Source organism: Streptomyces sp. NPDC052107 (genome assembly GCF_040680215.1).
Taxonomy (GTDB): Bacteria; Actinomycetota; Actinomycetes; order Streptomycetales; family Streptomycetaceae; genus Streptomyces.
In genome coordinates this window covers 1-21,535 of the sequence record NZ_JBFAWG010000054.1, presented here as the reverse complement: position 1 = coordinate 21,535, position 21,535 = coordinate 1, and the positions used below count along the sequence as shown (strand labels likewise).

At 71.4% G+C, this 21,535-nt stretch carries 23 protein-coding genes and 1 pseudogene; 7 read left to right on the top strand and 17 right to left on the bottom strand.

Going from position 1 to position 21,535, the window contains the following annotated elements; genetic code table 11:
* Positions 1 to 90: 90 nt before the first annotated feature.
* The 4 genes from AB0M27_RS34620 to AB0M27_RS34605 all read right to left on the bottom strand — a co-directional run bounded on the left by AB0M27_RS34620 (position 91) and on the right by AB0M27_RS34605 (position 3,082).
* On the bottom strand, positions 91 to 828 hold the full coding sequence (locus AB0M27_RS34620) for a hypothetical protein (RefSeq protein ID WP_365727751.1): 738 nt from the start codon (positions 826 to 828) through the stop codon (positions 91 to 93).
* Entirely contained in the window at positions 809 to 1,261 is a 453-nt protein-coding gene (locus AB0M27_RS34615; RefSeq protein ID WP_365727808.1) for an acetate uptake transporter, read from the bottom strand. Before AB0M27_RS34615 ends, AB0M27_RS34620 begins: the two co-directional genes overlap by 20 nt.
* Positions 1,258 to 1,878 (bottom strand): LysE family translocator, encoded by a 621-nt coding sequence (locus tag AB0M27_RS34610; RefSeq protein ID WP_365727749.1) that lies wholly within the window; start codon positions 1,876 to 1,878, stop codon positions 1,258 to 1,260. The genes AB0M27_RS34615 and AB0M27_RS34610 overlap by 4 nt, the downstream gene beginning before the upstream one ends.
* An 85-nt stretch (positions 1,879 to 1,963) precedes the next feature.
* On the bottom strand, positions 1,964 to 3,082 hold the full coding sequence (locus tag AB0M27_RS34605; RefSeq protein ID WP_365727747.1) for a diaminopropionate ammonia-lyase: 1,119 nt from the start codon (positions 3,080 to 3,082) through the stop codon (positions 1,964 to 1,966).
* A gap of 116 nt (positions 3,083 to 3,198) precedes the next feature.
* Between AB0M27_RS34605 and AB0M27_RS34600 the strand changes: the two genes are divergently transcribed.
* Positions 3,199 to 4,119: a LysR substrate-binding domain-containing protein gene (locus AB0M27_RS34600; RefSeq protein WP_365727745.1), complete on the top strand. Its 921-nt coding sequence runs from the start codon at positions 3,199 to 3,201 to the stop codon at positions 4,117 to 4,119.
* 14 nt (positions 4,120 to 4,133) lie between these two features.
* Here the strand turns inward: AB0M27_RS34600 and AB0M27_RS34595 are convergent, their stop codons facing one another.
* Both AB0M27_RS34595 and AB0M27_RS34590 read right to left on the bottom strand, forming a co-directional pair.
* The gene (locus tag AB0M27_RS34595; protein WP_365727743.1) at positions 4,134 to 5,585 is read right to left on the bottom strand and encodes a cytosine permease; all 1,452 of its coding nucleotides are present in this window, start codon (positions 5,583 to 5,585) and stop codon (positions 4,134 to 4,136) included.
* 206 nt (positions 5,586 to 5,791) lie between these two features.
* Complete coding sequence (locus tag AB0M27_RS34590; protein ID WP_365727741.1) at positions 5,792 to 6,691, bottom strand: polysaccharide deacetylase family protein; 900 nt, start codon at positions 6,689 to 6,691, stop codon at positions 5,792 to 5,794.
* Between the two features lie 359 nt (positions 6,692 to 7,050).
* Here AB0M27_RS34590 and AB0M27_RS34585 point away from each other — a divergent pair, with 359 nt between their 5' ends.
* The gene (locus AB0M27_RS34585) at positions 7,051 to 7,320 is read left to right on the top strand and encodes a hypothetical protein (RefSeq protein ID WP_365727739.1); all 270 of its coding nucleotides are present in this window, start codon (positions 7,051 to 7,053) and stop codon (positions 7,318 to 7,320) included.
* 596 nt (positions 7,321 to 7,916) lie between these two features.
* Here AB0M27_RS34585 and ykgO read toward each other — a convergent pair.
* The 5 genes from ykgO to AB0M27_RS34560 all read right to left on the bottom strand — a co-directional run bounded on the left by ykgO (position 7,917) and on the right by AB0M27_RS34560 (position 10,640).
* Entirely contained in the window at positions 7,917 to 8,039 is a 123-nt protein-coding gene (gene ykgO / locus AB0M27_RS34580; protein ID WP_153537567.1) for a type B 50S ribosomal protein L36, read from the bottom strand.
* A 41-nt stretch (positions 8,040 to 8,080) separates the two neighbouring features.
* Positions 8,081 to 8,341, bottom strand: coding sequence for a type B 50S ribosomal protein L31 (locus AB0M27_RS34575; protein ID WP_365727737.1), 261 nt, complete (start codon positions 8,339 to 8,341; stop codon positions 8,081 to 8,083).
* A 46-nt stretch (positions 8,342 to 8,387) separates the two neighbouring features.
* On the bottom strand, positions 8,388 to 8,552 hold the full coding sequence (rpmG, locus tag AB0M27_RS34570) for a 50S ribosomal protein L33 (RefSeq protein WP_153537563.1): 165 nt from the start codon (positions 8,550 to 8,552) through the stop codon (positions 8,388 to 8,390).
* A gap of 340 nt (positions 8,553 to 8,892) precedes the next feature.
* Positions 8,893 to 9,714: an ABC transporter permease gene (locus AB0M27_RS34565; RefSeq protein WP_365727730.1), complete on the bottom strand. Its 822-nt coding sequence runs from the start codon at positions 9,712 to 9,714 to the stop codon at positions 8,893 to 8,895.
* Positions 9,711 to 10,640, bottom strand: a complete 930-nt coding sequence (locus tag AB0M27_RS34560; protein WP_365727729.1) for an ATP-binding cassette domain-containing protein — start codon at positions 10,638 to 10,640, stop codon at positions 9,711 to 9,713. Before AB0M27_RS34560 ends, AB0M27_RS34565 begins: the two co-directional genes overlap by 4 nt.
* A gap of 132 nt (positions 10,641 to 10,772) precedes the next feature.
* Between AB0M27_RS34560 and AB0M27_RS34555 the strand changes: the two genes are divergently transcribed.
* From AB0M27_RS34555 to AB0M27_RS34545, 3 genes are all read left to right on the top strand, one after another.
* Positions 10,773 to 12,026, top strand: coding sequence for a sensor histidine kinase (locus AB0M27_RS34555; protein ID WP_365727727.1), 1,254 nt, complete (start codon positions 10,773 to 10,775; stop codon positions 12,024 to 12,026).
* On the top strand, positions 12,023 to 12,685 hold the full coding sequence (locus AB0M27_RS34550) for a response regulator transcription factor (RefSeq protein WP_365727725.1): 663 nt from the start codon (positions 12,023 to 12,025) through the stop codon (positions 12,683 to 12,685). Before AB0M27_RS34555 ends, AB0M27_RS34550 begins: the two co-directional genes overlap by 4 nt.
* 106 nt (positions 12,686 to 12,791) lie before the next feature.
* Positions 12,792 to 13,562, top strand: coding sequence for an IclR family transcriptional regulator (locus AB0M27_RS34545; protein WP_365727724.1), 771 nt, complete (start codon positions 12,792 to 12,794; stop codon positions 13,560 to 13,562).
* An 81-nt stretch (positions 13,563 to 13,643) separates the two neighbouring features.
* Here the strand turns inward: AB0M27_RS34545 and AB0M27_RS34540 are convergent, their stop codons facing one another.
* Positions 13,644 to 14,429, bottom strand: coding sequence for a helix-turn-helix transcriptional regulator (locus tag AB0M27_RS34540; RefSeq protein ID WP_365727722.1), 786 nt, complete (start codon positions 14,427 to 14,429; stop codon positions 13,644 to 13,646).
* 85 nt (positions 14,430 to 14,514) lie between these two features.
* On the opposite strand from AB0M27_RS34540, the gene AB0M27_RS34535 reads away from it, so the two are divergent.
* Positions 14,515 to 15,342, top strand: a complete 828-nt coding sequence (locus tag AB0M27_RS34535; RefSeq protein ID WP_365727719.1) for a sulfite exporter TauE/SafE family protein — start codon at positions 14,515 to 14,517, stop codon at positions 15,340 to 15,342.
* Between the two features lie 30 nt (positions 15,343 to 15,372).
* Here the strand turns inward: AB0M27_RS34535 and AB0M27_RS34530 are convergent, their stop codons facing one another.
* The 4 genes from AB0M27_RS34530 to argG all read right to left on the bottom strand — a co-directional run bounded on the left by AB0M27_RS34530 (position 15,373) and on the right by argG (position 20,516).
* A complete protein-coding gene (locus tag AB0M27_RS34530) occupies positions 15,373 to 16,449 on the bottom strand; it encodes an acyl-CoA desaturase (RefSeq protein WP_365727717.1) in 1,077 nt (358 codons plus the stop codon).
* 176 nt (positions 16,450 to 16,625) lie between these two features.
* Positions 16,626 to 17,624, bottom strand: coding sequence for a type I glyceraldehyde-3-phosphate dehydrogenase (gene gap / locus AB0M27_RS34525; RefSeq protein ID WP_365727715.1), 999 nt, complete (start codon positions 17,622 to 17,624; stop codon positions 16,626 to 16,628).
* Positions 17,625 to 17,739: 115 nt separating this feature from the next.
* Positions 17,740 to 18,708, bottom strand: a complete 969-nt coding sequence (locus AB0M27_RS34520) for a helix-turn-helix domain-containing protein (RefSeq protein ID WP_365727713.1) — start codon at positions 18,706 to 18,708, stop codon at positions 17,740 to 17,742.
* A 359-nt stretch (positions 18,709 to 19,067) separates the two neighbouring features.
* Positions 19,068 to 20,516 (bottom strand): argininosuccinate synthase, encoded by a 1,449-nt coding sequence (gene argG, locus AB0M27_RS34515; RefSeq protein WP_365727711.1) that lies wholly within the window; start codon positions 20,514 to 20,516, stop codon positions 19,068 to 19,070.
* A gap of 519 nt (positions 20,517 to 21,035) precedes the next feature.
* Between argG and AB0M27_RS34510 the strand changes: the two are divergent.
* Positions 21,036 to 21,287 (top strand): annotated as a pseudogene (locus AB0M27_RS34510) (hypothetical protein); the annotation flags it as partial.
* A gap of 98 nt (positions 21,288 to 21,385) precedes the next feature.
* Here AB0M27_RS34510 and AB0M27_RS34505 read toward each other — a convergent pair.
* Positions 21,386 to 21,535, bottom strand: a 150-nt coding sequence (locus AB0M27_RS34505) for a transposase (RefSeq protein ID WP_365727806.1), incomplete at its 5' end; no start/stop codon positions are given.

Below are 21,535 nucleotides of genomic sequence, written 5' to 3'. Positions count from 1 at the left end.
CACCGGAAGCGGCGCAAGGGCCTGAACAGCGACGGTGACGACGGAGACCGAGCGGGGCGGCGCCAGGGACCGTCGACGGCTGTGCTCGGACTACTTCAGGATGTTGACCGCCCGGGCGACCACGAGGACCACCGTCACCAGGGACACCGAGGACTGCAGCATCATCAGCGTTTTCGACCAGCGGGAGAGCGGCATGACGTCGGTGGGGCTGAAGGCGGTGGCGTTGGTGAAGGAGAGGTACAGGTAGTCCAGGAACGCCGGTTCCCAGTCCGGCGGGGCCAGTTCCGGGCTCTGCATCTGTACGAAGAGGAAGTCGGGGAACTCGTGCTGTCCCCGGACCCGGGCCATGGGGCCGCCCCGGTCCCACTCCCAGTACCACAGGCCGAACACGATGACGTTCGTCACCCAGATGACACCACCGGTCAGCAGGAGCGGGGCCGCGCTGTCTCCGCCCGCGCCGCTCACCAGGTCCCTCACGAGCCGGACCGCCGACCAGCCGTTGGCCAGGCTGATGACGCCGGTCAGGGCCAGGCCCAGATACCGCAGCAGACGGGTACGGGGCTCCACGCGCCGGGGATTGCCCGCGATCAGTCCGGCCAGCAGCACCAACTCCAGCGCGGGCAGGGCCCAGACGGTGCGCAGGAGGATGAGCCGGTGCGGCAGGGCCAGCTGCAGGGCGACGGCGGCCAGGATCACGGCCGTCACCGTCCAGCGCGGCTCACCACGTGTCGCCCGGCGCCAGGCGGGGACCAGCTCACGTTCGCCGCTCTCCAGCAGCCGCTCGATCCTGGCCAGTCGGCTCCGGGCGTCAGCCATGTCGTCGTTCATGACGAGGATTGTCCCGGCCGGGTGTGCGGCGGCCGGAGCCGGACTGCCATGAGACGCTCGTGCGAAGTGTTGCCCGGCGACACCGCCGAGGCGGACCCGGTGCCCTCCCGCGACGGCCTGGATCGATCGGCATCCTCACGGGAGGTGCGGCCCGACCGGCACGGGACGAGCGGCTCGGCTGGGTCATGGCCTGCGGCTGCGCGCCGCCCTGGAAGGCTCCGACGGCCATGAAGGCGGTGAAGATCGCCCACCCGAGCAGGAACAGGCCGACCGCGTCGTGCGTGTCACCGGCGAACGCCGGGCGCGGCGCGATCCGCCAGGAGGACAGCCAGGAGGCGGCGTACGAGCAGAACGCCGTCGCGCCGAACGTATTGCCGCGGCGCAACTCGAACCGGCTCGCCGCGAACTGGGCGAGACCGCGCCGGACGCTCAGCCGGCCGTGGTCGCGACGACCAGGCCGAAGCCGATGAGTACGACGCCTGTCGTACGGGCGAGCGCGCCTCGGACCCGTGGCTTCTCCAGGAGTGGCACTGCCTTGGCCAGCAGCAGCGTGTAGCTGCCCAGACAGACGACGGTGAGTACGACGTGCAGGAGGACGAGGAGGGCCATGGCCCAGGCGGCGGGCAGGTGCGGCGGGGCCAGGGTCGGGAGCAGCCCGGTGTAGAACACGGCGATCTTCGGGTTGAGGACGTTGCTGATCAGTCCCGTCCGCCATGGGCTCCCCGCCCCGTGCGGGGCGCCGGTCCCGGGCACCGCTGAGGGTTCGTGCTGGCTCTGCCGGAGGGCCTGGACGCCGAGCAGCACCAGGTAGCCGGCGCCCAGGAGCTTGACGACCAGGTAGGCCGCCGGTGCCGCGGCGAGGGCGGCCGCGAGCCCGGCCACGGTCAGCGCGCCCCAGAGCAGCAGCCCGCTCGCGATCCCGGCGACGGTCCGCAGCGCGTCCGCGGCGCCGGCCATCAGGGCCCGGCGGGTGACGACCGCCATGTCGGGGCCGGGCACGAGGGTCAGCAGGCCCAGGACACCGATGGCGGCCGCGAGGTGGGTCAGCATGCTGCCGCCCTCCTCGCGGGGAGAGCGGTCTGCGGGCGTGTCGTACAAGTGCGGTGGATCAACTCGGAGTTCTTTCAGGTGTCGCTCACTCAGCGGTGCGGTGGGGATTGGCGGCCGTGCCCTCGGTGCTCAGCAGTACGACCACCGAGGTCGCGTCGAGCCCCAGTGCCGTACGGCGCTCGTCCGCGCCGGCGCCGGTCAGCGCGGCGTGGAGACCGGCGAGCGCGGCCGCCCCGCAAGGGCCCGAGGAGACCCCGAGGGCCGCGAGGCGTGCGACCGCGCGGGCGCCGGCGGAGTCGGGGACGGCGACGGCGGCGTCCAGCCCGCCGTACAGGTAAGGCCAGGCGAGGCTCGACGGGGTACCGCAGTTCAGCCCGGCCATGGCGGTCTCGCCGGTGGCGACGCTGACGGCCTCGCCCTGGACGAGGCTCGCGAGGACACAGGCCGCGGCCTCAGGCTCGACCGACAGCAGCGCCGGGGCGCGTCCCCGGTCGGGGCTGCGGTAGTGGGTGACCACGGCTTGCGCCAGTGAGCCCACACCCACCGGTACGGAGACGAGGTCGGGCCCCTCTCGCACGCCCCGGGCCGCCAACTGCTCGTCGATCTCGGCGCAGAGGGTCGAGTAGCCCTCGACGATCCACCCAGGGATCCGTTCGTGGCCCGGCCACGCGCTGTCCTGGACGAGGATCGCGTCCGGCGTGACGGCAGCCTCGGCCGCACGGCGCACCGCCTCGTCGTACGGTCCCGCGACCTCGGTGACCTCCGCTCCCTCGCCGGCGATCGCCGCGACGGCCCGCGGATGCACTCCGCGCGGCACGAAGACGTGGGCGTGCTGCCCGTGCAAGCGGGCGGTGCGGGCGACCGCGCGGCCGTGGTTGCCGTCGGTGGCCGTCACCAGGGTGACCGGGCCCGGCCCCGAGCCGGCGGCCGTCCGCTCCGCGAGCACGCGGTGGACCGCCCACGAGGCACCGAGCGCCTTGAACGCGGGCAGGCCCAGACGGCACGACTCGTCCTTCACGAAGACCCTGCCGACCCCCAACTCTGCTGCGAGCGGGGGAAGTTCGGTCAACGGCGTGGGCGCGTAGCCGGGCAGCGCGGCGTGGAAGTCCCGCACCTCGGCGGGTGCCGGCGCGCATCGCCAGGTGCGGACACCAGGACGCACGGTCCACCGCAGCGCCGGGAGGGAGGAAGCGTTCTCGGGCACGTGAACAGGGTCCGATGCCGCCCTACGATCGGTCCAGCGAATGTTTCCGACCTATAGTCGTCGGAGAAACCGAGTGGTTCGCAGATCTCGACGGTGGCCAGGAGGGTGAGCCGGCGATGTTCGACCTGCACCGGCTGCGCCTCCTGCGCGAGCTGAAGCACCGCGGCACGCTGGCCGCCGTCGCCGCCGCGCTGTCGTACGCGCCCTCCTCCGTCTCCCAGCAGCTCTCCCAGCTGGAGGCCGACGTCGGCGTACCGCTGCTGGAACCGGTGGGGCGGCGCGTGCGGCTGACCGAGCAGGCCGAGATCCTCGTCGCCCACGCCGAAGCGGTCCTGGAGCGCCTGGAGCGCGCGGAGGCGGACATCGCCGCCTCGCTGTCCGAGCTGACGGGCACCCTGCGCATCGCCTCGTTCCAGACCGCGGCCCTCGCCCTGGTGCCGACCGCCCTGGGCCTGCTGCGCGAGCGGCATCCCCGCCTGCGCGTCCACGTCACCCACATGGAACCCGAGAAGGCGCTTCCCGCCCTGCAGGCCCGTGACTTCGACCTGGTCCTCGCCGAGGAATACCCCGGCAACCCCAATCCACGGCCCGCCGAGCTTGAGCAGGAGGACCTGCTCGCCGACGCCCTCCACCTCGCGCTGCCCGGACCCACCGAAACACCGGACACCAGGGGCTCGTTGGCGGTGCTGCGCTCCCTCCAGAGCCATCCCTGGGTGATGGAGCCCGAGGGCACGACCGCCCGGCACTGGGCCGTGACCCTGTGCCGCAGCGCCGGCTTCGAACCCGATGTACGGTTCGAGGCCACCGACCTCCTGCTCCACCTCCGCCTCGTCGAGCAGGGACACGCCGCCGCTTTCCTGCCGGCCCTCGTCTGGGACGGCCGGCCGCCGACCGTGCCCCTGCGGCAACTCCCCCGCGGCCGAGGCAGTCGCCGCATCTTCACCGTCGTACGGCGCGGCAGCAGCAGGCATCCCGCGATCCTCGCCTGCCGGGACGCCCTCGGGCACGCGGTCGCCCAGCACTCCCCCCAGTCCTAGAACCCCGGCGTGGTTCAGGGCTCGCGGTGCTCGTGGGCCGCCTGCTCCAGCGCCTCCGCCTCGGCCAGGGCGATGCGCGTCTCGGCGGCCACGTCGATCGAGCGGGTCAGCCACCAGTACAGCAGCGCGGCGACGGGAAGGCCGATGAACAGCGAGATGTCGGCTCCGCCCAGCGCCTCGGCGGCGGGACCCACGTACAGGGTGCCCACGGAGAAGAACGGGATCATGGCGGCGAAGCCGACCAGGTAGGAGATGATGCCGTGCCAGCCCCAACGGCCGTAGATGCCGTGCGGGTTGAAGATCTCCGCGATGGCGTAGTGTCCGCGGCGCACGACGTAGTAGTCCATGAGGTTCACCGCGGTCCACGGGATGAACAGGTAGAGCACCAGCAGCAGGAAGTTGTTGAAGTTCTCAAGGAAGTTGGAGGTCGCGGCCAGTGCGCCGACCAGGGAGAGAGCCGCGGTCAGTCCGATGGTCAGCAGGCGTACGCCCAGGGTCGGTCGTACCCGCTTGAACGAGTCGATGCCGCTGATGAGGGTCAGCGAACCGCCGTACATGTTCAGCGCGGTGACGGACACCAGGCCCAGGGCGGCGAAGAGCAGCACGATCGCGCCGAAGCCGTCGAACACCTTGTCGCCGGCCGCGTTGATCGACTTGATCGTCTCGAAGTTCTTGCCGGCCCAGGCGGCGAGCAGCGTGCCGAGCACCATCAGCCAGATGCCGCCGAGCGCCGAGCCGAAGTACGTCCAGTAGAAGGTCTTGCGGACCGTCACGTCCGGCGGGAGATAGCGCGAGTAGTCGGAGACGTAGATGGCCCAGCTGATCTGGTAGCCGGCGACCACGCCGAACTGCGCGAGGAACGGTGTCCATTTGAAGGCGCCGAGGTCGAAGGAGCCCGCCGGATAGTGCAGGGTGACGAGGACGCCGACGGTGAAGATCCCGAAGACGATCAGGAAGGTGTACGTGAGGATCCGCTCGGCCTTGTGGATGATGTCGTAGCCCACCAGCGCGATGACGAGGGCGACCACGGTGACCACGACCACCCACAGTTTGACGCTGCCGTGCAGGGTGGTGTGCAGGGAGTCGGCGGCGAGGATGCTGTTGAAGACGTTGAAGCCCGCGTACTGCACATACGCGAAGAGCCACACCAGGAGGGCGCCGACGTAACCGAACTGGGGGCGCGACTGGATCATCTGCGGCAGGCCCAGCTGGGGTCCCTGTGCCGAGTGGAAGGCCATGAAGAAGGTGCCGATGACGGTGCCGGCGACGATGGCCAGCAGGGACCAGATCAGGTTGCCACCCTCGGTGATGCTGATGAGTCCCACGGCCAGGGTCGCGATCTGGGCGTTGGACATGAACCACAGCGGGCCCAGATGCCAGAGCTTGCCGTGCCGCTCGTCCAGCGGGACGTAGTCGATGGACCGGACCTCGAGGCCGGACACCCTCGGCTCGGCTGATGTGCTCATGACGCCTCCTGGTGGCCGGTCTGCCTGTGGGACACATTGTGATCCGACGTGGCCGCCGTGACGAGTGGTGCGACACGGGCGGCAAAGCCTGTGAGCGGCAGCGGAGTGCACGCGGCCGCCGTGGGGTGCGATGTCCGCGTGTGCGGTCACCGTGCGCGATGACCGGTCACGTTCGGTACGCCACCGCCGGCCCGCTCCGTGTCACATCAAGTCCCATGCAGGGCGTCCGAGAGGCGGACGAAGCGGTGGCCGGTGCCCAGCAGGTGCGGGACGGCGCTTGCGATGCCTCGCGCGGTACCGCCCTCGGGGTGGTTCATGTGGCACAGGACGATGGAACCGGCCCGGGCCGAGGCGACGGTGGCGTGCACCTGCTCGGCGGTGAAGGTGGCGCCACCGTCACCGTTGACGGAGAAGCTGACGAAGCGCTCCCCGAGGTCGGTGACGATGCGGGCCGCGACATCGTCGCAGTACGCCGTGCCGGACCGGAAGAAGCGCGGCGGGGCACCCAGCAGGCGCGTCAGCTTGGCCCGGTTCCCGGCGATCTCGTCGTACACCTCGCCGGCGCCACGGGTACCGGGAATGCCGTACGCGGAGCGGCCGGTGACGGACAGCGGGCGGTGCCGGGTGCCGTGGTTGGCGATCTCGAACAGCGGGTCGCCGGCCAGGCGGTGGAACTCCGCCGGGTTGGCGCCGATCCAGCGGGAATTGATGAACAGCGTCGCCGGGATGTGCCGTGCGCGGAGAAAGTCGATGAGCGCCCGGTCATAGCCGCTGCCGCCCGGGCCGCCGCATGCGTCGAAGGTCAGCGCGATGTCGCGTGTCGTGTGCGGTATGGAGTGCACGACGCCCGGGGCGTCGAAGCCCCAGGTGTGCGGCACGCTGCGCCCGTAGCGGGCCACGATCTCCGCGCGGGTGACGGGAGGCCGGGTGGAGGCCGTGGTCGAGGGGCCGGCACCGGGGGTGGCAGGTGCTGCCGTGCCCGCACCTGTCGCCGGCGAACCGGAGACGGCGGCCGCGGAGGCGCCGCCGCCGTTCTTCGGGCCCGCGCAACCGGCGAGCAGTCCTCCCGCCATGACGGCCAGCACGGCACGGCGACCAGCCGTCATCCGTTCCCCCAGGGACCTGATCGAAGGCCGTCACCCCCGACAGCCACCCACGACGGCAACCGTATGCAGCGGACCGTCCGCGGCCGTGAAGACCGCGGTAAGAGATCATCCAGAATCGGGGGCGAGCCGGGACACGGTGGCGCCTTGTCGCTGTAGCCCACGCAGATGCCGGATGCCATGGCCGGGCGCCACAGGCCCGAGGGCGCCGCGCAGATACGGGCGGCGGAGACGGAACTGGGCCTCACGTTCCATCCGGACCTGGTCGCGTCGCTGTGCCGGCACAACGGGGCGCGCGGCGGCGCGGAGGTGTCCGCTCCCCGTCGCCCGACCGGATGCTCGGCGTGCGCGACATCTGCGACATGAGCGCCGGCACGCGGGTCATAGCCGCCGACCTGGACGACGAGGCGGCCGACTCCTACCGGCACCACGGGTACCTCAAGATCGGTTCGTACGAGGTGACCGCCGACGGTCTGACCGTCGACTGTCGCCCCGGGGACGTGACTCCTTCGGCGCGATCGGACGGTTCTTCGACTAGACCGGGACCGACTTCGGTCAGGCCGACTCGCTGGGCGCCTATCTCGCGGATGTGGCGGATCGGCTGGAACACGGCACCTCCGCCGGGGCGGTGACGTTCAGCGGCCGGCTGATCCGGGAATCCGCGCACATGCCCCCGGCCGGGCTGGGGCAGCGCCGACGATCCCCTTCCCGGGGCGGATCGGAACTGCCGCCGCTGAACCCGTCCGCATCCAGGACGGGACCGGTTCCTGCGGGTCCGTCTGGTCGGGACGCAGGAACTCGGCGCGCTGGTCGTCGCCCTGCCGCGAGAACGCGTGACCGAGGCGGCGCGAAAGCAGATGCGGAGGCCGGCCGACGAGAGCGGGCTGGCCAAGTACCGCGAGACCAGGCCGGCTCTGGATGCACTGGACTGCGGCGAGTCCCCGTCGCGGTACCTGACCGGGCTACTGGAGCTGCGGCTGCGCACGGTCATCGCCGAGGCGGACACACAGCGGGACAGCCTGCGGAAGTGGGCGGCGGAGAAGCTGGTTCAGATCGTGCGGGACCCGCCGCACGGGGCGCTGTACGGGATCGCATCCGTCCGCGGCCCCGCGTTACGCGCAGGAGGTGGGCTGAGCCGGCGAAGACATGTCGAACCCCACCGGCCGGGCCCGGCCCTGCGCGGGGCAGGACCGGGCCGTGTCCTGTCCGCTCTTCTCCGCGCGGCCGGTCAGCCCTGGCGCGCCTTGAAGCGCGGGTTCTTCTTGTTCACGACGAAGACCACCCCGCGGCGGCGCACCAGCTGGGCACCGGGCTTGGACTTCAGTGAGCGCAGGGACTTGCGTACCTTCATGACTGGGTTCTCCTCGTGCTCGGGAGCACACGGCGGTGCGGTCAGCCGCGGGTCGTGGCAGGACGGCCGTAGCGGCGCTGGAAGCGTTCGACGCGGCCGGCGGTGTCGACGACCCGCGCGGTGCCGGTGTAGAAGGGGTGGCTGGCCGACGAGATCTCCACGTCGATCAGCGGATAGGTGGCGCCGTCTTCCCAGACGACGGTCTTCGACGCGGTGGCGGTCGAACGCATCAGGAAGAGGGTGTCGGCGGCCCGGTCGCGGAAGACGACGAGCCGGGATTCGGGATGGATGCCTGACCTCATGGGTGTGCCTCTCTGTGGCCGCCGCCCGAGCGGGCGGCGGCGTGCCTCAGCGTTCCTCGCGGAAGGTGACGTGCCGGCCGGCGACCGGGTCGTACTTGCGCAGAACGAGCCGGTCGGGATCGCTCAGACGGTTCTTGCGCGTCACATAGGTGACGCCGGTGCCCGCCGTCGACTTCAGCCTGACGACGGGACGCACGGTGCTGCGTGCCATGGAATCTCCCTTCACCCACATCCCGGGATTGACCCGATCATGTCAGCAATGTGTGTAACCATCCGGGACGCTCCGGCATTCCCGGGGCTGTCACCCTGCCGCCCGCCGGCCAAGCGAGGCGGCTCGGACGCGATCGGGCAAACCACGCCGGCATCGCAGGCATTCCCGCGGCGAACGGTGCGCCGCGACGGGTCCAGGCGCGGGGCTCTCACCGCACGACACATCGACGGCGTCCCCGTCCTCCGGTTCTGCGAGCCCGTGCCACTGACAACGTCCCCTTCCTCCGGTTTTCCGAGCCCGGTCCACGCTCGCCGACGAGGCCGGCCGGTGCCTCGTCAGGTCAGACGTCCCGCTTCCTGACGACCAGCACGGCGACGACGACCGCGATCAGGGGCCACAGCGCGTACACCGTCCAGGAACCGGGGACCGTGGCGCTGAACATGCGGGAGCCGGGTTCCGGTTCCCAGTTCTGGACCAGGCGCCGCCAGGCGGTGACGACCATGGTGTGGTTGACGCCGGCGGACCACCGCTTGCTCTGCGAGAAGACGGTGGGCAGCATCAGCAGCGTGAAGGCGCAGGTCGCCATGGTGGCGGCGCTGTGCCGGATCAGTACGCCCAGGCCGAGCCCGACCAGTGCGCACACGGGGGCCAGCAGCGCGGAGGCCACGAGCGCCCGCGGCACTCCGGGGTGTGTGATGGAGGCCCCGGCGTGCCGTTCGTTCAGGATGGCCTGGGAGACGAGGAAGGAACCGGTGGAGACGACCGTACCGACGGCGGTCCACAGGGCGGCGGTCACGGTCGCCTTGGCCAGGACCACCGAGCTGCGGGCGGGGACGGCCATGGTGGTGGTGCGGATCAGGCCGCTGCTGTACTCGCTCACGATCGTGATGGCGCCGACGCTCCCGGCGACGAGCATCAGCGTCATGTAGCCGGGCTGCGGATAGGCGTCGAAGGGCAGGAAGCCGGCGGGGCGACGCACGGTCGTACCGGCGGCCGCCAGATTGCGGCAGTCGGCGAGTGCCGCCACGGCGGCGGAACCGATCACGAACAGGGCCGTGAGTGCGATCGTCCACCAAGTGGAGCGCAGCGACCGCGTTTTGATCCACTCGGCGGCGACCAGGTCACCGAAGCGGACGCGCGAGGGGATGGTGAGTGTGGTCATCGGGAGTGTCCTGCCAGGTATTCGACGCTGTCGGCGGTGAGTTCCATGAACGCCTCCTCCAGTGAGGCTGTGCGCGTGGTCAGCTCGTTCAGCGGGATCCGGTGCGCCAGGGCGAGCGCTCCGATCCGGTCCGCCGGCAACCCGGTCACGGCGAGTCGCCCGGCGCCCGCCGGACCCTGCGGACCCTGCGGCTCGACCGATGCGCCGGCTGCGGTCAGTACCGCCGCCAACCCCGTGGCCTCAGGGCTTGCCACCACGACGCTGCGGCGCGTGCCGCGGGCCGCGAAGTCCTCGACCGACTCGGCGGCGATCAGCCGGCCCCGGCCGATGACGACGAGTTGGTCGGCGGTGTTCTCCATCTCCGACATCAGGTGGCTGGAGAGGAAGACCGTGCGCCCCTCGGCTGCCAGACGGCGGAAGAGGCGCCGTACCCAGAGAACGCCTTCCGGGTCCATGCCGTTGATCGGCTCGTCGAACATCAGCACCGGCGGATCGCCGAGCAAGGCGGCGGCGATGCCGAGCCGTTGCTTCATACCGAGCGAGAAGCCGCCGATACGCCGCCTCGCGGCCTCGGCCAACCCGACCTCCTGCAGCACCTCCTCGACCCGCCGCAGCGGGATGCCGTTGCTGCGGGCCAGTGCGGACAGGTGGGCCGCCGCGCTGCGTCCGCCGTGCACCTGGCCGGCGTCCAGGAGGGCACCGACGTGCCGCAGGCCACGCGGATGGCTGCGGAAGTCGGCCTTGCCCACCGTGGCGGAGCCGCCGGTGGGCCTGTCGAGGCCGAGGATCATCCTCAGCGTGGTGGTCTTGCCGGCTCCGTTGGGACCGAGGAAACCGGTGACCTGTCCCGGCCGCACGGTGAAGGTCAGGCGCTCCACGGCCGTCTTGTCGCCGTAGCGCTTGGTGAGTTCGTTGACTTCGATCACGGCGACAACGGTGCAGGGCGGAGCCCGTGCGGGCATGAGGCCGTGGGCGGCAAACGCACGTGGCGGACTGGCCCACGGGTGTACGTCCCTGGGCCGATGCCGCGGCCGGGGGCGGCTGGTTAGTCTCGCGCCATGACCACCACCGACCACCGGGCTGCCCTCGCGTCCTTCGCAGCGCGACGCAATCGCCGGAACGACCGAACGGCGATGACGCGAGCGGCGCTCACGGCCTGGGTGGGGGGCTTTCTGTACGTCCTCCTGCTGCTGGTCCTGGTGTCGGGCGCACCGACGGACTCGGGCCCTCTGGTCGCCGTCGGGTCGCTGCCGGCGGTGACCCTGCTCGTCGGGGTGCTGCGTCGCAGGCCGCTGACAACCCTGGTGCTGGCGCTTTTCGCAGCCACCGCCGTGGTGGTCGTCCCTCCCCGCACCACCCGGGCGAGCCTGACCCTGTTCTACCAGGGCCAGTTCCTGTCGTACCTGGCGGCGGACCTCGTCCTCGGGTACATCGTCGCCACCTGCAGGCGCCGGGTCTCCGTCTTCGCCGTATCTCTGGCTTTCGGCGTGCAGTCGATGACGATCGGGTTGTTCTCACACGGCCCGGAGTTCCTGGTCGTCGACGGTGTGATCGGCCTTCTGGCGATGGCCGCGGCGTACATGCTCGGGCTGTTGAGCCGCGAGCGCCGTGAGCACGCGGTGGCGCTGCGCGCGCAGGAGGTGGCCGAGGCGGTCACCGCCGAACGGCTGCGGATCGCACGGGAGTTGCACGACGTGATCGCTCACTCCGTCGGCATCATCGCGATCCAGGCGGGGGTGGGCAGCCGAGTCATCCACACACAACCCGATGCGGCCCGTGACGCCCTGCGGGCCATCGAGAGCACCAGCAGACAGACTCTGTCCGGCCTGCGCCGCACCCTGGTGGCGCTGCGTCAGGCCGAGCCGGACACAACTACGGCAGGACGAGCGCCACTTGCTCCCTCGCCGGGTCTGGCGGACGTCGATGGACTCGCGGCGGCGACGGCGGAGGCCGGGATACGCGTCGAGGTGCGCGTGAGCGGGGAGCGGCGGCCGCTGCCGGCGGACGTCGATCTGTCGGCCTACCGTATCGTGCAGGAGGCGCTGACCAACGTGGTCCGCCATGCGGGCACCGGGCGCTGCACGGTCGCCCTCGACTACGGGGACGAGGAACTGGCCGTGGAGGTCGTCGACGACGGGCGCGGTGTCCCCGGGGAGGGCTCGGGCCATGGCTTCGGCATCGTCGGCATGCGGGAGCGGGTCGCCCTGCTGCACGGCCGGTTCAGTGCCGGCCCGCGTCCCGAGGGCGGCTTCCGGGTGGTGGCCCGGCTGCCGCTGCCCGAGCCCGCCGGCGTCGCGGTGGAGACCCGATGAGCGTCCGGATCGTCCTCGCCGACGACCAGGAGCTGGTGCGGTCCGGACTGCGGGTCCTCATGGCCGACCACCCCGACCTGGAGGTCGTCGGCGAGGCCGCCACCGGCGAGGAGGCCGTCCAGCGGGTCCGGGAGACCGGCCCCGACGTGGTGGTCATGGACATCCGGATGCCCGGCATGGACGGCATCGAGGCCACACGCCGGATCACGGACGGGCACATGTCGACCCGCGTGCTGATCCTCACCACGTTCGACGAGGACGACCATGTCTACGGCGCGCTCCGGGCCGGGGCCAGTGGCTTCGCCGTCAAGGACATGGCGCTGGACGACATCCTCGGCGCGATCCGCGTGGTCGCCGCCGGCGACGCACTGATCGCGCCCACTGTGACGCGCCGTCTGATCGCGGACTTCGTCGAACGCCGGACGGCCGCTCCGCGGCACTCCACCCGACCGCTCGACGGCATCACCGAGCGGGAACGGGAAGTGCTGACCCTGGTCGGACGCGGGCGGTCCAACACGGAGATCGCGCAGGACCTCTTCATCACGGTGGCCACCGCCAAGTCACATGTCTCCCGGCTGCTCACCAAACTCGATGCCAGGGACCGGGTGCAGCTCGTGATCACCGCGTACGAGGCGGGGCTGGTCACGCCGTGGAGCTGAGCGCCGTACGGTCGTTGATCACCCAGGGGTGGGGCTTCGTGTTCACCATGAGGGCAGGTAGATTCTGGAGAGCAGAACCCTTGCGGTAGGGAGAGGTGAGGGCGCCGTGGACAAGCCGCTGAAGAACCCCCCGGCGTACGCCATCGCCAGCGTGGACCACGCCCTGCGGGCTGCGTCGATGCTCCAGCTGGAGGGCGGGCTGACCGTCTCGCAGGTCGCCGAGCGCCTCGGTGTGGCCCGGTCGACCGCGCACCGGCTGCTGGCGATGCTCGTGTACCGGGACTTCGCCGTGCAGGACGACGACCGTGTCTACCGGGCCGGCCCCGTCCTGGAACTCGCCGCGCACTCCCAGTCACTGGTGTCACGGCTGCGCGCCGCCGCGCTGCCGCATCTGCGCCGGCTGGTCGACACGCTGGACGAGACGGCGAATCTCACGATCCGCACCGGGGACACGGCCCGGTTCATCGTCAGCGTCGAGTGCGAGCAGGCGCTGCGGGTGAGCTCCCGCGAGGGCATGGTGTTCCCGGCCCACCGGACGACGGCCGGGCTGCTGCTGCTCGCCGAGCTGGACGAGGAGGAGCTGACGGCGCTGTACGCCGCCGAGCGCTATCGCGACCGGCCGGGAGAGCGTCCCGACCAGGTGGCACTGCGGAAGGATCTGGCACGGGTCCGGCGCTCCGGGTTCGCGGTGAACCAGAACCGCTCCGAGCGGGGTCTCGTCGCGGTCGGGGTGCCGGTGCGGGGCCCTGAGGGGGGTGTGCCGGCGGGGGTGTCGGTGTCCATGCCGGGTGCCCGGTACGACTCCGGTCGGCTGCAGGAGCTGGTGGCGATGCTGCGCGCTGCCGCGCGGGGCATCGAGGAGGATCTGGCGGGCTGAGGCAGCCTTCCGACCGGGACGCAGGAGAGGAAGCAGGAGAGGCGGACCGACCACCCCGAGGGCCCGCTACGGCCCCGCCTGTCAGGACTGTTCGAGGCGGAGCGCTCCGCTCGTCGTGAAGCGGGAGGGGGGCATGCCGAACGCGCGGGTGAAGGCGGCGGTCAGCGCGGCGGGTGAGGCATAGCCGAGGCGCCCGGAGACCTCGGTGACCGACGCCTTACGCAGCAGCGGCACCGCGACGAGCAGGCGCGCGCGGGTGCGCCAGACCGCCGGGCTCTCGCCGGTCTCGGCGCGGAACCGCCGGGTGAAGGCCCGTTCGCTCATGGCCGTCCGTGCGGCCCATTCCGCGTTGGTGGCTCCTGCGTCCGGGGCGGCCAGATACGCACGGCAGAGCGCCGCGAGGCCGGCAGCGGCGGGGATCGCCACATGGAACGGCAGCGGGGTGAGCGCGGCGATCTCGTGCAGCAAGAGCGCCGCGACGCAGCCTTCGCGGCCGGAGAGGTCGTAGTCGGCCTCGAACTCGACGGCCGCCAGGAGCAGTTCGCGCAGCAGGGGCGGAACGTCCACGACCGTGCAGGTGCCGGGCCACCAGGGCACGGCATCCGGCTCGACGTACAGGCTGCGGGTGCTCACCTCCAGCATGCGGACCCGGTGCCGGGTGATGGGCGGGATGAGCACGGCTCGCTCCGGCGGGACGGTCCAGGTGCCCTCGGGCGTGTCGACGACCATGACGCCGGTGGCGCCGTAGAGGAACTGCGCGCGCCGGTGCGCGTGCCAGTCGAGGACCCGGCCGGGCGGGTAGTCGGTGCCGATGGGCAGGACGGCGCGGTCCACATGGTCGAGGTCGTCCAGGGAGACGTTCTTCACGCGGCCACTGTAGGTGGCCGGATCTCGAAGGAATGGTGCCGGGCATCGCATGCGGGAAGATCGTCGCGGCTGGTGAGGTTGCCCCGTGGACTTCTTGGCACTTCTCGGTATCGGCCTCCTGACCGGGGTGACCACCGTCTTGTTCGGGTTCGGCGGCGGCTTCGTCGCGGTCCCGGTGGTGGTCTGGGCGAACGCGGCCCTCGGCGCGGACGCCATGCGGGTGGCGACGGCCACCTCGGCCCTGGTGATGCTGGTGAACGCGGCGTTCGCCACGGCCGTCACACCCCGGCGCGTCCTGGCCGCCCTGCGCGGCAGCGGCACGCTCCTGCTCCTGCTGGCGGCCGGCGCGGCGGGCGGTGCGCTCGCCACCCGCCACATCCCGCCCGGTCAGGCCCACTGGGGGTTTGTCGGGTACGTCGCTCTGACCATCGTCGATCTGCTCCTGCGCCCCGGCTTCCTGCGACCGCGCGGCAAGGCGGGAGAGCGCGGCGAGGGAGCGGACGAGGAGTCCCGCGAGGTGGCCCGTCCGCTGCCCGCCGCCCTCGGCGCTCCGATCGGAGCGGTGGCGGCCTTCCTGGGCGTGGGCGGCAGCGTGATGACCGTCCCCGCACTACGCCGCGCCGGACACCCCATGCGCATGGCTACCGCACTCGCCAATCCCCTCACCCTCGCCATCGCCCTTCCCGCCACCGCGCTCGCCCTGGGCGGCGACAGGGGTGTGCTCGCCGCGGACACACACCCGCATCTGGTCGGCCTGGTCGACCTCCGCGCCGCCGGGGAGCTGCTCGTCGGTGCCCTGCCCGTCATCGCGGTACTGCGCCGCTGCCCGCCCCGGATCCCGGACCGCATCTACGCCTGGACCTACCTCGCGCTGCTCGGCGTGGTGGAGGTCGCGATGCTGTTCGCGGGCTGAGGCGGGCGGAGAGGCGTCGGGGCGCTGTCGTCAACTTGCCCCGCGCTGCCGCCTGATGGGTTCTCCCACCCGGTGCATATGGGTGAGGGCCTCACGGTAGGACTGGATCAGGCCGGTCTCGTGGTATGGCACGCCGATCTCCGCGCAGTACTCGCGCACGATGGCCCGGGCCCGGCGCAGATGGGGTGTGGGCATGCTCGGGAACAGGTGGTGCTCGATCTGGTAGTTGAGCCCGCCGAGCATTACATCGGTGAGCCGAGCGCCGCGCACGTTGCGGGAGGTCAGGACCTGGCGGCGCAGGAAGTCGGGCCGTTCGTCGCCGCTGAAGGTGGGCATGCCCTTGTGGTTCGGGGCGAAGGTGCAGCCGAGGTAGACACCGAAGAGGCACTGGTGCACGAAGAGGAACGCGACCGCCTTGCCGGGCGGGAGCACCAGGAACAGCGCGGACACATAGGCCGCGAGGTGAAGGAGGAGCAGGCCGCCTTCCAGGACCCGGTGCTTCATGGCGGGCGAGCGCAGCGCCCGCACGCCCGCGACGTGCAGGTTGAAGCCCTCCAGCGTCAGCAGGGGGAAGAACAGCCACGCCTGGTGTCCCCCGATGAGACGCGCGAGGCCACGGCTTTCGCGAGCCTGGGCGGTGGACCACACCAGGATGTCCGGGGCGACGTCCGGGTCGAGCTCCTCGTGGTTGGGGTTGGCGTGGTGGCGGGTGTGCTTGTTCATCCACCAGCCGTAACTCATGCCGATGCCGAGATTTCCGAAGAGCCGGCCCCATGTCTGGCTGGGCCGGCCGCGCCGGAAGACCTGGCGGTGTGCCAAGTCATGAGCGACCAGGGCGACTTGACCGAACACGAAGGCCAGGAAGGCGGCCACCGCCAGCTGCCACCAGGTGTCGCCGAGTACGAGGAAGGCGCCCCAGCCCGCCGCCAGCAGCGCGGTCACCAGAGTGAGCCGTGCCGTGTAGTAGCCGGGGCGCCGCTTCATCAGACCCGCGTCGGCGATACGCCGGGACAGCCGGGCGAAGTCGCTGCCGGCTTCGGGGCCGGACGTACGGGCACGCACGGAGGACGCCTCGGCGGCGGCCAAGGCATGAGTGGAGATCGTCATGCCGTCGAGTCTGTGCGCACCCGTTCGGCCGCAACAGCCGGTCAGTCACCGGACGGGATGGGGGGCTTTCCCTACGGCGGCCCAGGGTGCTGCCACCAGTCCAAGCCGCTGACCTGCACCTTCTCTCGAGAGGCAGGGCACCGGGAGCGGACGGCAGGCCCGCTCCCGGTCTTCGGTCAGTGCCCGGCGAGGAGTTCGAGCGTGTCGATCACGCGGTTGGAGAAGCCCCACTCGTTGTCGTACCAGGCGACCACCTTGATGTGCCGGCCGTCGACGCGGGTCAGGGCCGAGTCGAAGATCGACGAGGCCGGATTGCCGGTGATGTCGGAGGACACGAGCGGGTCGTCCGAGTACTCCAGGACGCCGGCGAGCGGGCCCTGTGCCGCGGCGCGGTACGCGGCCAGTACGTCGTCGCGGGTCACGTCACGTGCGACGGTCGTGTTGAGTTCGACGATCGAGCCCACCGGAACGGGCACGCGGATCGAGTCGCCCGACAGCTTGCCGTCGAGGTTCGGCAGGACCAGGCCGATCGCCTTGGCCGCGCCCGTCGTCGTCGGCACGATGTTGACCGCCGCGGCGCGGGCACGGCGGGCGTCGCGGTGGGGGCCGTCCTGCAGGTTCTGCTCCTGCGTGTAGGCGTGCACGGTCGTCATGAAGCCGTGCTCGATCCCGGCGAGTTCGTCCAGCACGGCGGCCAGCGGTGCGAGCGCGTTGGTGGTGCAGGAGGCGTTGGAGACGATCGTGTGCAGGTCCGGGTCGTAGGCGCCGGTGTTGACCCCGTAGGCGAGGGTGACGTCGGCTCCGTCGGACGGCGCGCTCACGAGCACCTTCCTCGCGCCAGCGTCGAGGTGTGCCCGGGCGGCCTTCGCCGAGGTGAAGCGGCCGGTCGCCTCCAGGACGATGTCCACACCGAGGTCCGCCCACGGCAGCTGGGACGGCTCGCGCTCGGCGAGGACGGTGATACGACGGCCGTCCACGACGAGGGCGTCCCCGTCGACGGTCACGGGTCGGCCGAGCCGGCCGGCCGTGGTGTCGTAGGCCAGCAGCCGTGCGAGGGTCGCGGGCTCGGTGAGGTCGTTCACGGCGACGACTTCGAGGGCGCTGTCGCGTTCCAGCAGTGCGCGCAGCACGTTCCGTCCGATACGGCCAAATCCGTTGATGGCAATGCGAGTCACGAGTGGTGTCCCTTCAGTTCCCCTCGGTTCCCCACCAGCGTCGCGTGCCGCGGCCGCGCATGACCGTGTCGTGAGCGCCATGGTTCGCAAGGATCGCGCCAGGGGGCGCCAAGGGCTATTCGCCCTGGGTGAAAGTGCGCCGGTATTCGCTCGGGGTGGTGCCGAGGATCTGCTGGAAGTGGGTCCGCAGATTCGTGCCGGTGCCGAGGCCGACGTCGGCGGCGATCTGCTCGATGCTGCGCTCGGAACGTTCGAGCAGTTCCCGGGCCAGGTCGATGCGGGCGCGCATCACCCACTGCATGGGCGTGTATCCGGTGTCCTCGACGAAGCGCCGGGAGAACGTGCGGGGCGAGACCGCGGCGTGCCGGGCGAGCACCGTCAGGGTGAGGGGCTCGCCGAGGCGGTGCAGCGCCCACTCCCGGGTCGCGGCGAACCGCTCGCCGAGGGGCTCGGGCACACTGCGCGGCACGTACTGGGCCTGGCCTCCGCTGCGGTAGGGGGCGGCGACCAGGCGCCGCGCCGCGTGGTTGGACACGGCGACCCCGAGGTCCTTGCGCAGGATGTGCAGGCACAGATCGATACCGGAGGCGGCGCCGGCCGACGTGAGCACGCAGCCCTCGTCGACGAAGAGCACGTTCTCGTCGACCCGGACCAGCGGATGCTTCGCGGCGAGGGCCCGCGTGTAATGCCAGTGTGTCGTCGCCCGCTTGCCGTCGAGCAGTCCCGTGGCCGCGAGCGCGAAGGCCCCCGTCGAAATGGCGGCGAGCCTGGTGCCCCGGGCGTGGGCGGCGAGCAGCGCGTCGACGACGGACCGCGGCGGATCCTCGCGGTCCGGAAACCGGTATCCGGGGATGAAGACGATGTCCGCCCACGCGAGTGCGTCCAGCCCATGGGCGACGTGATACGACAGCCCGTCACCGCCCGCGACGAGCCCGGGCTCCGCCCCGCACACCCGCACCTCGTACGGCATGCTCGCCCGCGTCGTGAACACCTGCGCGGGGATCCCGACATCGAGCGGCTTGGCGCCTTCGAGAACCAGGACGGCGACGCGATGCAGACGGGGGGACGGGGACGGCACGGACACAGGGTACGAGAGGCTCAGGAGACGCTGTCGGGATTGACGCAGGAGTGGCGGAGTTCGAGTGCCGGCTCACGGTACGCGCCGCCCGCACCACGGCATCGACGAGCGCGGTCCCCACGCCGACGCCCTGCCGCACGGAGTCGAGTGTGACGAGTTCGCACTTCTGCCCGTCCCTGCTGTAGGTCACCGCTCCGACCCCCGCTGCCCGTGCGGCCTGGCCACGAACCCCGGCAAGGCGGTCGTGTCGTGGCGACTCCCCGGCTCGCCGTCAGGTTCCCGGACGGCCGGCGTACGACGGCGGGCCCCGTCGGAGGTGAACCGACGGGGCCCGCTGCCCAAGGATGTGCGGCCGGTGAGCGGAGTCAGTCCGTGCCGGACTCCATCGCGGCGCGGTCCAGGGCCTCGTCCTCCTCCGAGACCTCGCCGCGGGAGGCGATCGCCTCGGCGCCGCCCTGCGGCATGGCGCCGATCAGGCCGGTGGAGGCTGCCTGGGCCGCGCCGATCAGGGCCGGGTGCTCGGTGCCGACCATACCGAGGCCCGCGTACTGCTCCAGGCGGGCACGGGAGTCGGCGATGTCGAGGTTGCGCATGGTGAGCTGGCCGATCCGGTCCGAGGGGCCGAACGCGGAGTCCTCGGTGCGCTCCATGGACAGCTTGTCCGGGTGGTAGCTGAACGCCGGGCCCGTGGTGTCGAGGATCGAGTAGTCCTCACCGCGCCGCAGCCGCAGGGTCACCTCGCCGGTGACCGCGGCGCCGACCCAGCGCTGCAGCGACTCGCGGATCATCAGCGCCTGCGGGTCCAGCCAGCGGCCCTCGTACATGAGGCGGCCGAGCTTGCGGCCCTCGATGTGGTACTGGGCGAGGGTGTCCTCGTTGTGGATCGCGTTGACGAGGCGCTCGTACGCCGCGTGCAGCAGGGCCATGCCGGGGGCCTCGTAGATGCCGCGGCTCTTGGCCTCGATGATCCGGTTCTCGATCTGGTCCGACATGCCGAGGCCGTGCCGGCCGCCGATGGCGTTCGCCTCCATGACCAGCTCGACCGGCGAGGCGAACTCCTTGCCGTTGATCGTCACCGGGCGGCCCTGGTCGAAGCCGATCGTCACGTCCTCGGGGGCGATCTCCACCGAGGGGTCCCAGAACCGTACGCCCATGATCGGCTCGACGGTCTCGATGCCGGTGTCCAGGTGCTCCAGGGTCTTCGCCTCGTGGGTGGCGCCCCAGACGTTGGCGTCGGTCGAGTACGCCTTCTCCGTGCTGTCGCGGTACGGCAGCCCGTGCGCGAGCAGCCACTCGGACATCTCCTTGCGGCCGCCCAGCTCGGTCACGAAGTCGGAGTCCAGCCAGGGCTTGTAGATCCGCAGGTGCGGGTTGGCGAGCAGGCCGTAGCGGTAGAACCGCTCGATGTCGTTGCCCTTGAAGGTGGAGCCGTCGCCCCAGATCTGCACGTCGTCCTCGAGCATCGCCCGGACCAGCAGAGTGCCGGTGACGGCGCGGCCGAGGGGCGTGGTGTTGAAGTAGGCACGGCCGCCCGAGCGGATGTGGAACGCGCCGCAGGTGAGCGCGGCCAGCCCCTCCTCGACCAGGGCCGCACGGCAGTCGACCAGGCGCGCGATCTCGGCACCGTAGGTCGTCGCACGGCCGGGTACCGAGGCGATGTCGGGCTCGTCGTACTGGCCGATGTCAGCGGTGTAGGTGCACGGGACGGCGCCCTTGTCGCGCATCCACGCGACGGCGACCGAGGTGTCGAGACCGCCGGAGAAGGCGATACCGACGCGCTCGCCGACCGGAAGGGAAGTGAGGACCTTGGACATAGGAAGAGTATGCATCATTACGCATGCCCATGCATAGCCCGACCCCGCAACCGGCCCACAGCCGGTCCCCTCCCCCGGCTCAACCGGTCCCCTCCCCCGGCTCCACAACCGGCCCCTTCCACTCCCTCCCGGCCCCACAACCGGCCCATTCCCTTCTCTCGACCCCTCGGCCCGCCAGCCGCCGACGCCGGCCGCGCTGCCGACCCGCCGCACCACAGTCCCCCTTCGCCCGGTGGGCCGGATCGAGACCGCCGCCCCGCACCCCGCGCAGCGCGACGGGCCGGCATGCGCACCGGGGGCTGCCACAAAAGACGCGGAGTCTCCGGCTGGACGAGCCGGTCCAGGTCATCGCCCTGGCGGGCCGGCAGCCGAGACCGGCGCCGCCGTACTGCGCGCGCCTGCATCAGCTCCCATGAGCCATCCCCCTGGCCTGGCCACCCCCGTCTGCGCGAGCATGGAGCCGCCACTCACCGCCCAGAACCGCCTCCCGGGGCGGTCGGGGGAGAAGGAGATGCGGCCATGACCAAGCTGAGCACTGACCAGTCGTTGCGCACCACTGCGGAAGGCCTTCTCTGGGAGCCCAGTGAGCGCTGGGTGCGCGGCCGGCAGGGCGATGTCACCGTGGTCGACAGCCGCCGCCCCGTACTCGTGTGGGAGCCCGGCGTACCCGTGCCGCTGTACGCCTTCCCGCGCGCGGAGCTCCGCGAGGACCTGCTGCGGCCGGCGAAGAACCCGCCGACCGTGGCCCATACCGGGTCGACGGTCTTCTACCTTTGATCTTGGCCAGTGCTCCGGCGTTTACGCCGGGGGTGAAGGCCATCTCAGAACTGCTCTGACCCGCGCGTGAGTATGGGTCCGCAGTGTTCAGCTCAGCCCACGGGGCGCTTGTGGTTCTCGATGTACTGCTTCACAACGGTCAGGGGCGCCCCGCCGCAGCTTCCGGCGAAGTAGGAGCCGGACCAGAAGTGTCCGCCCCACAGGTACCTGCGGACGTGCGCGTCGTACTCCTTGCGAAGCAG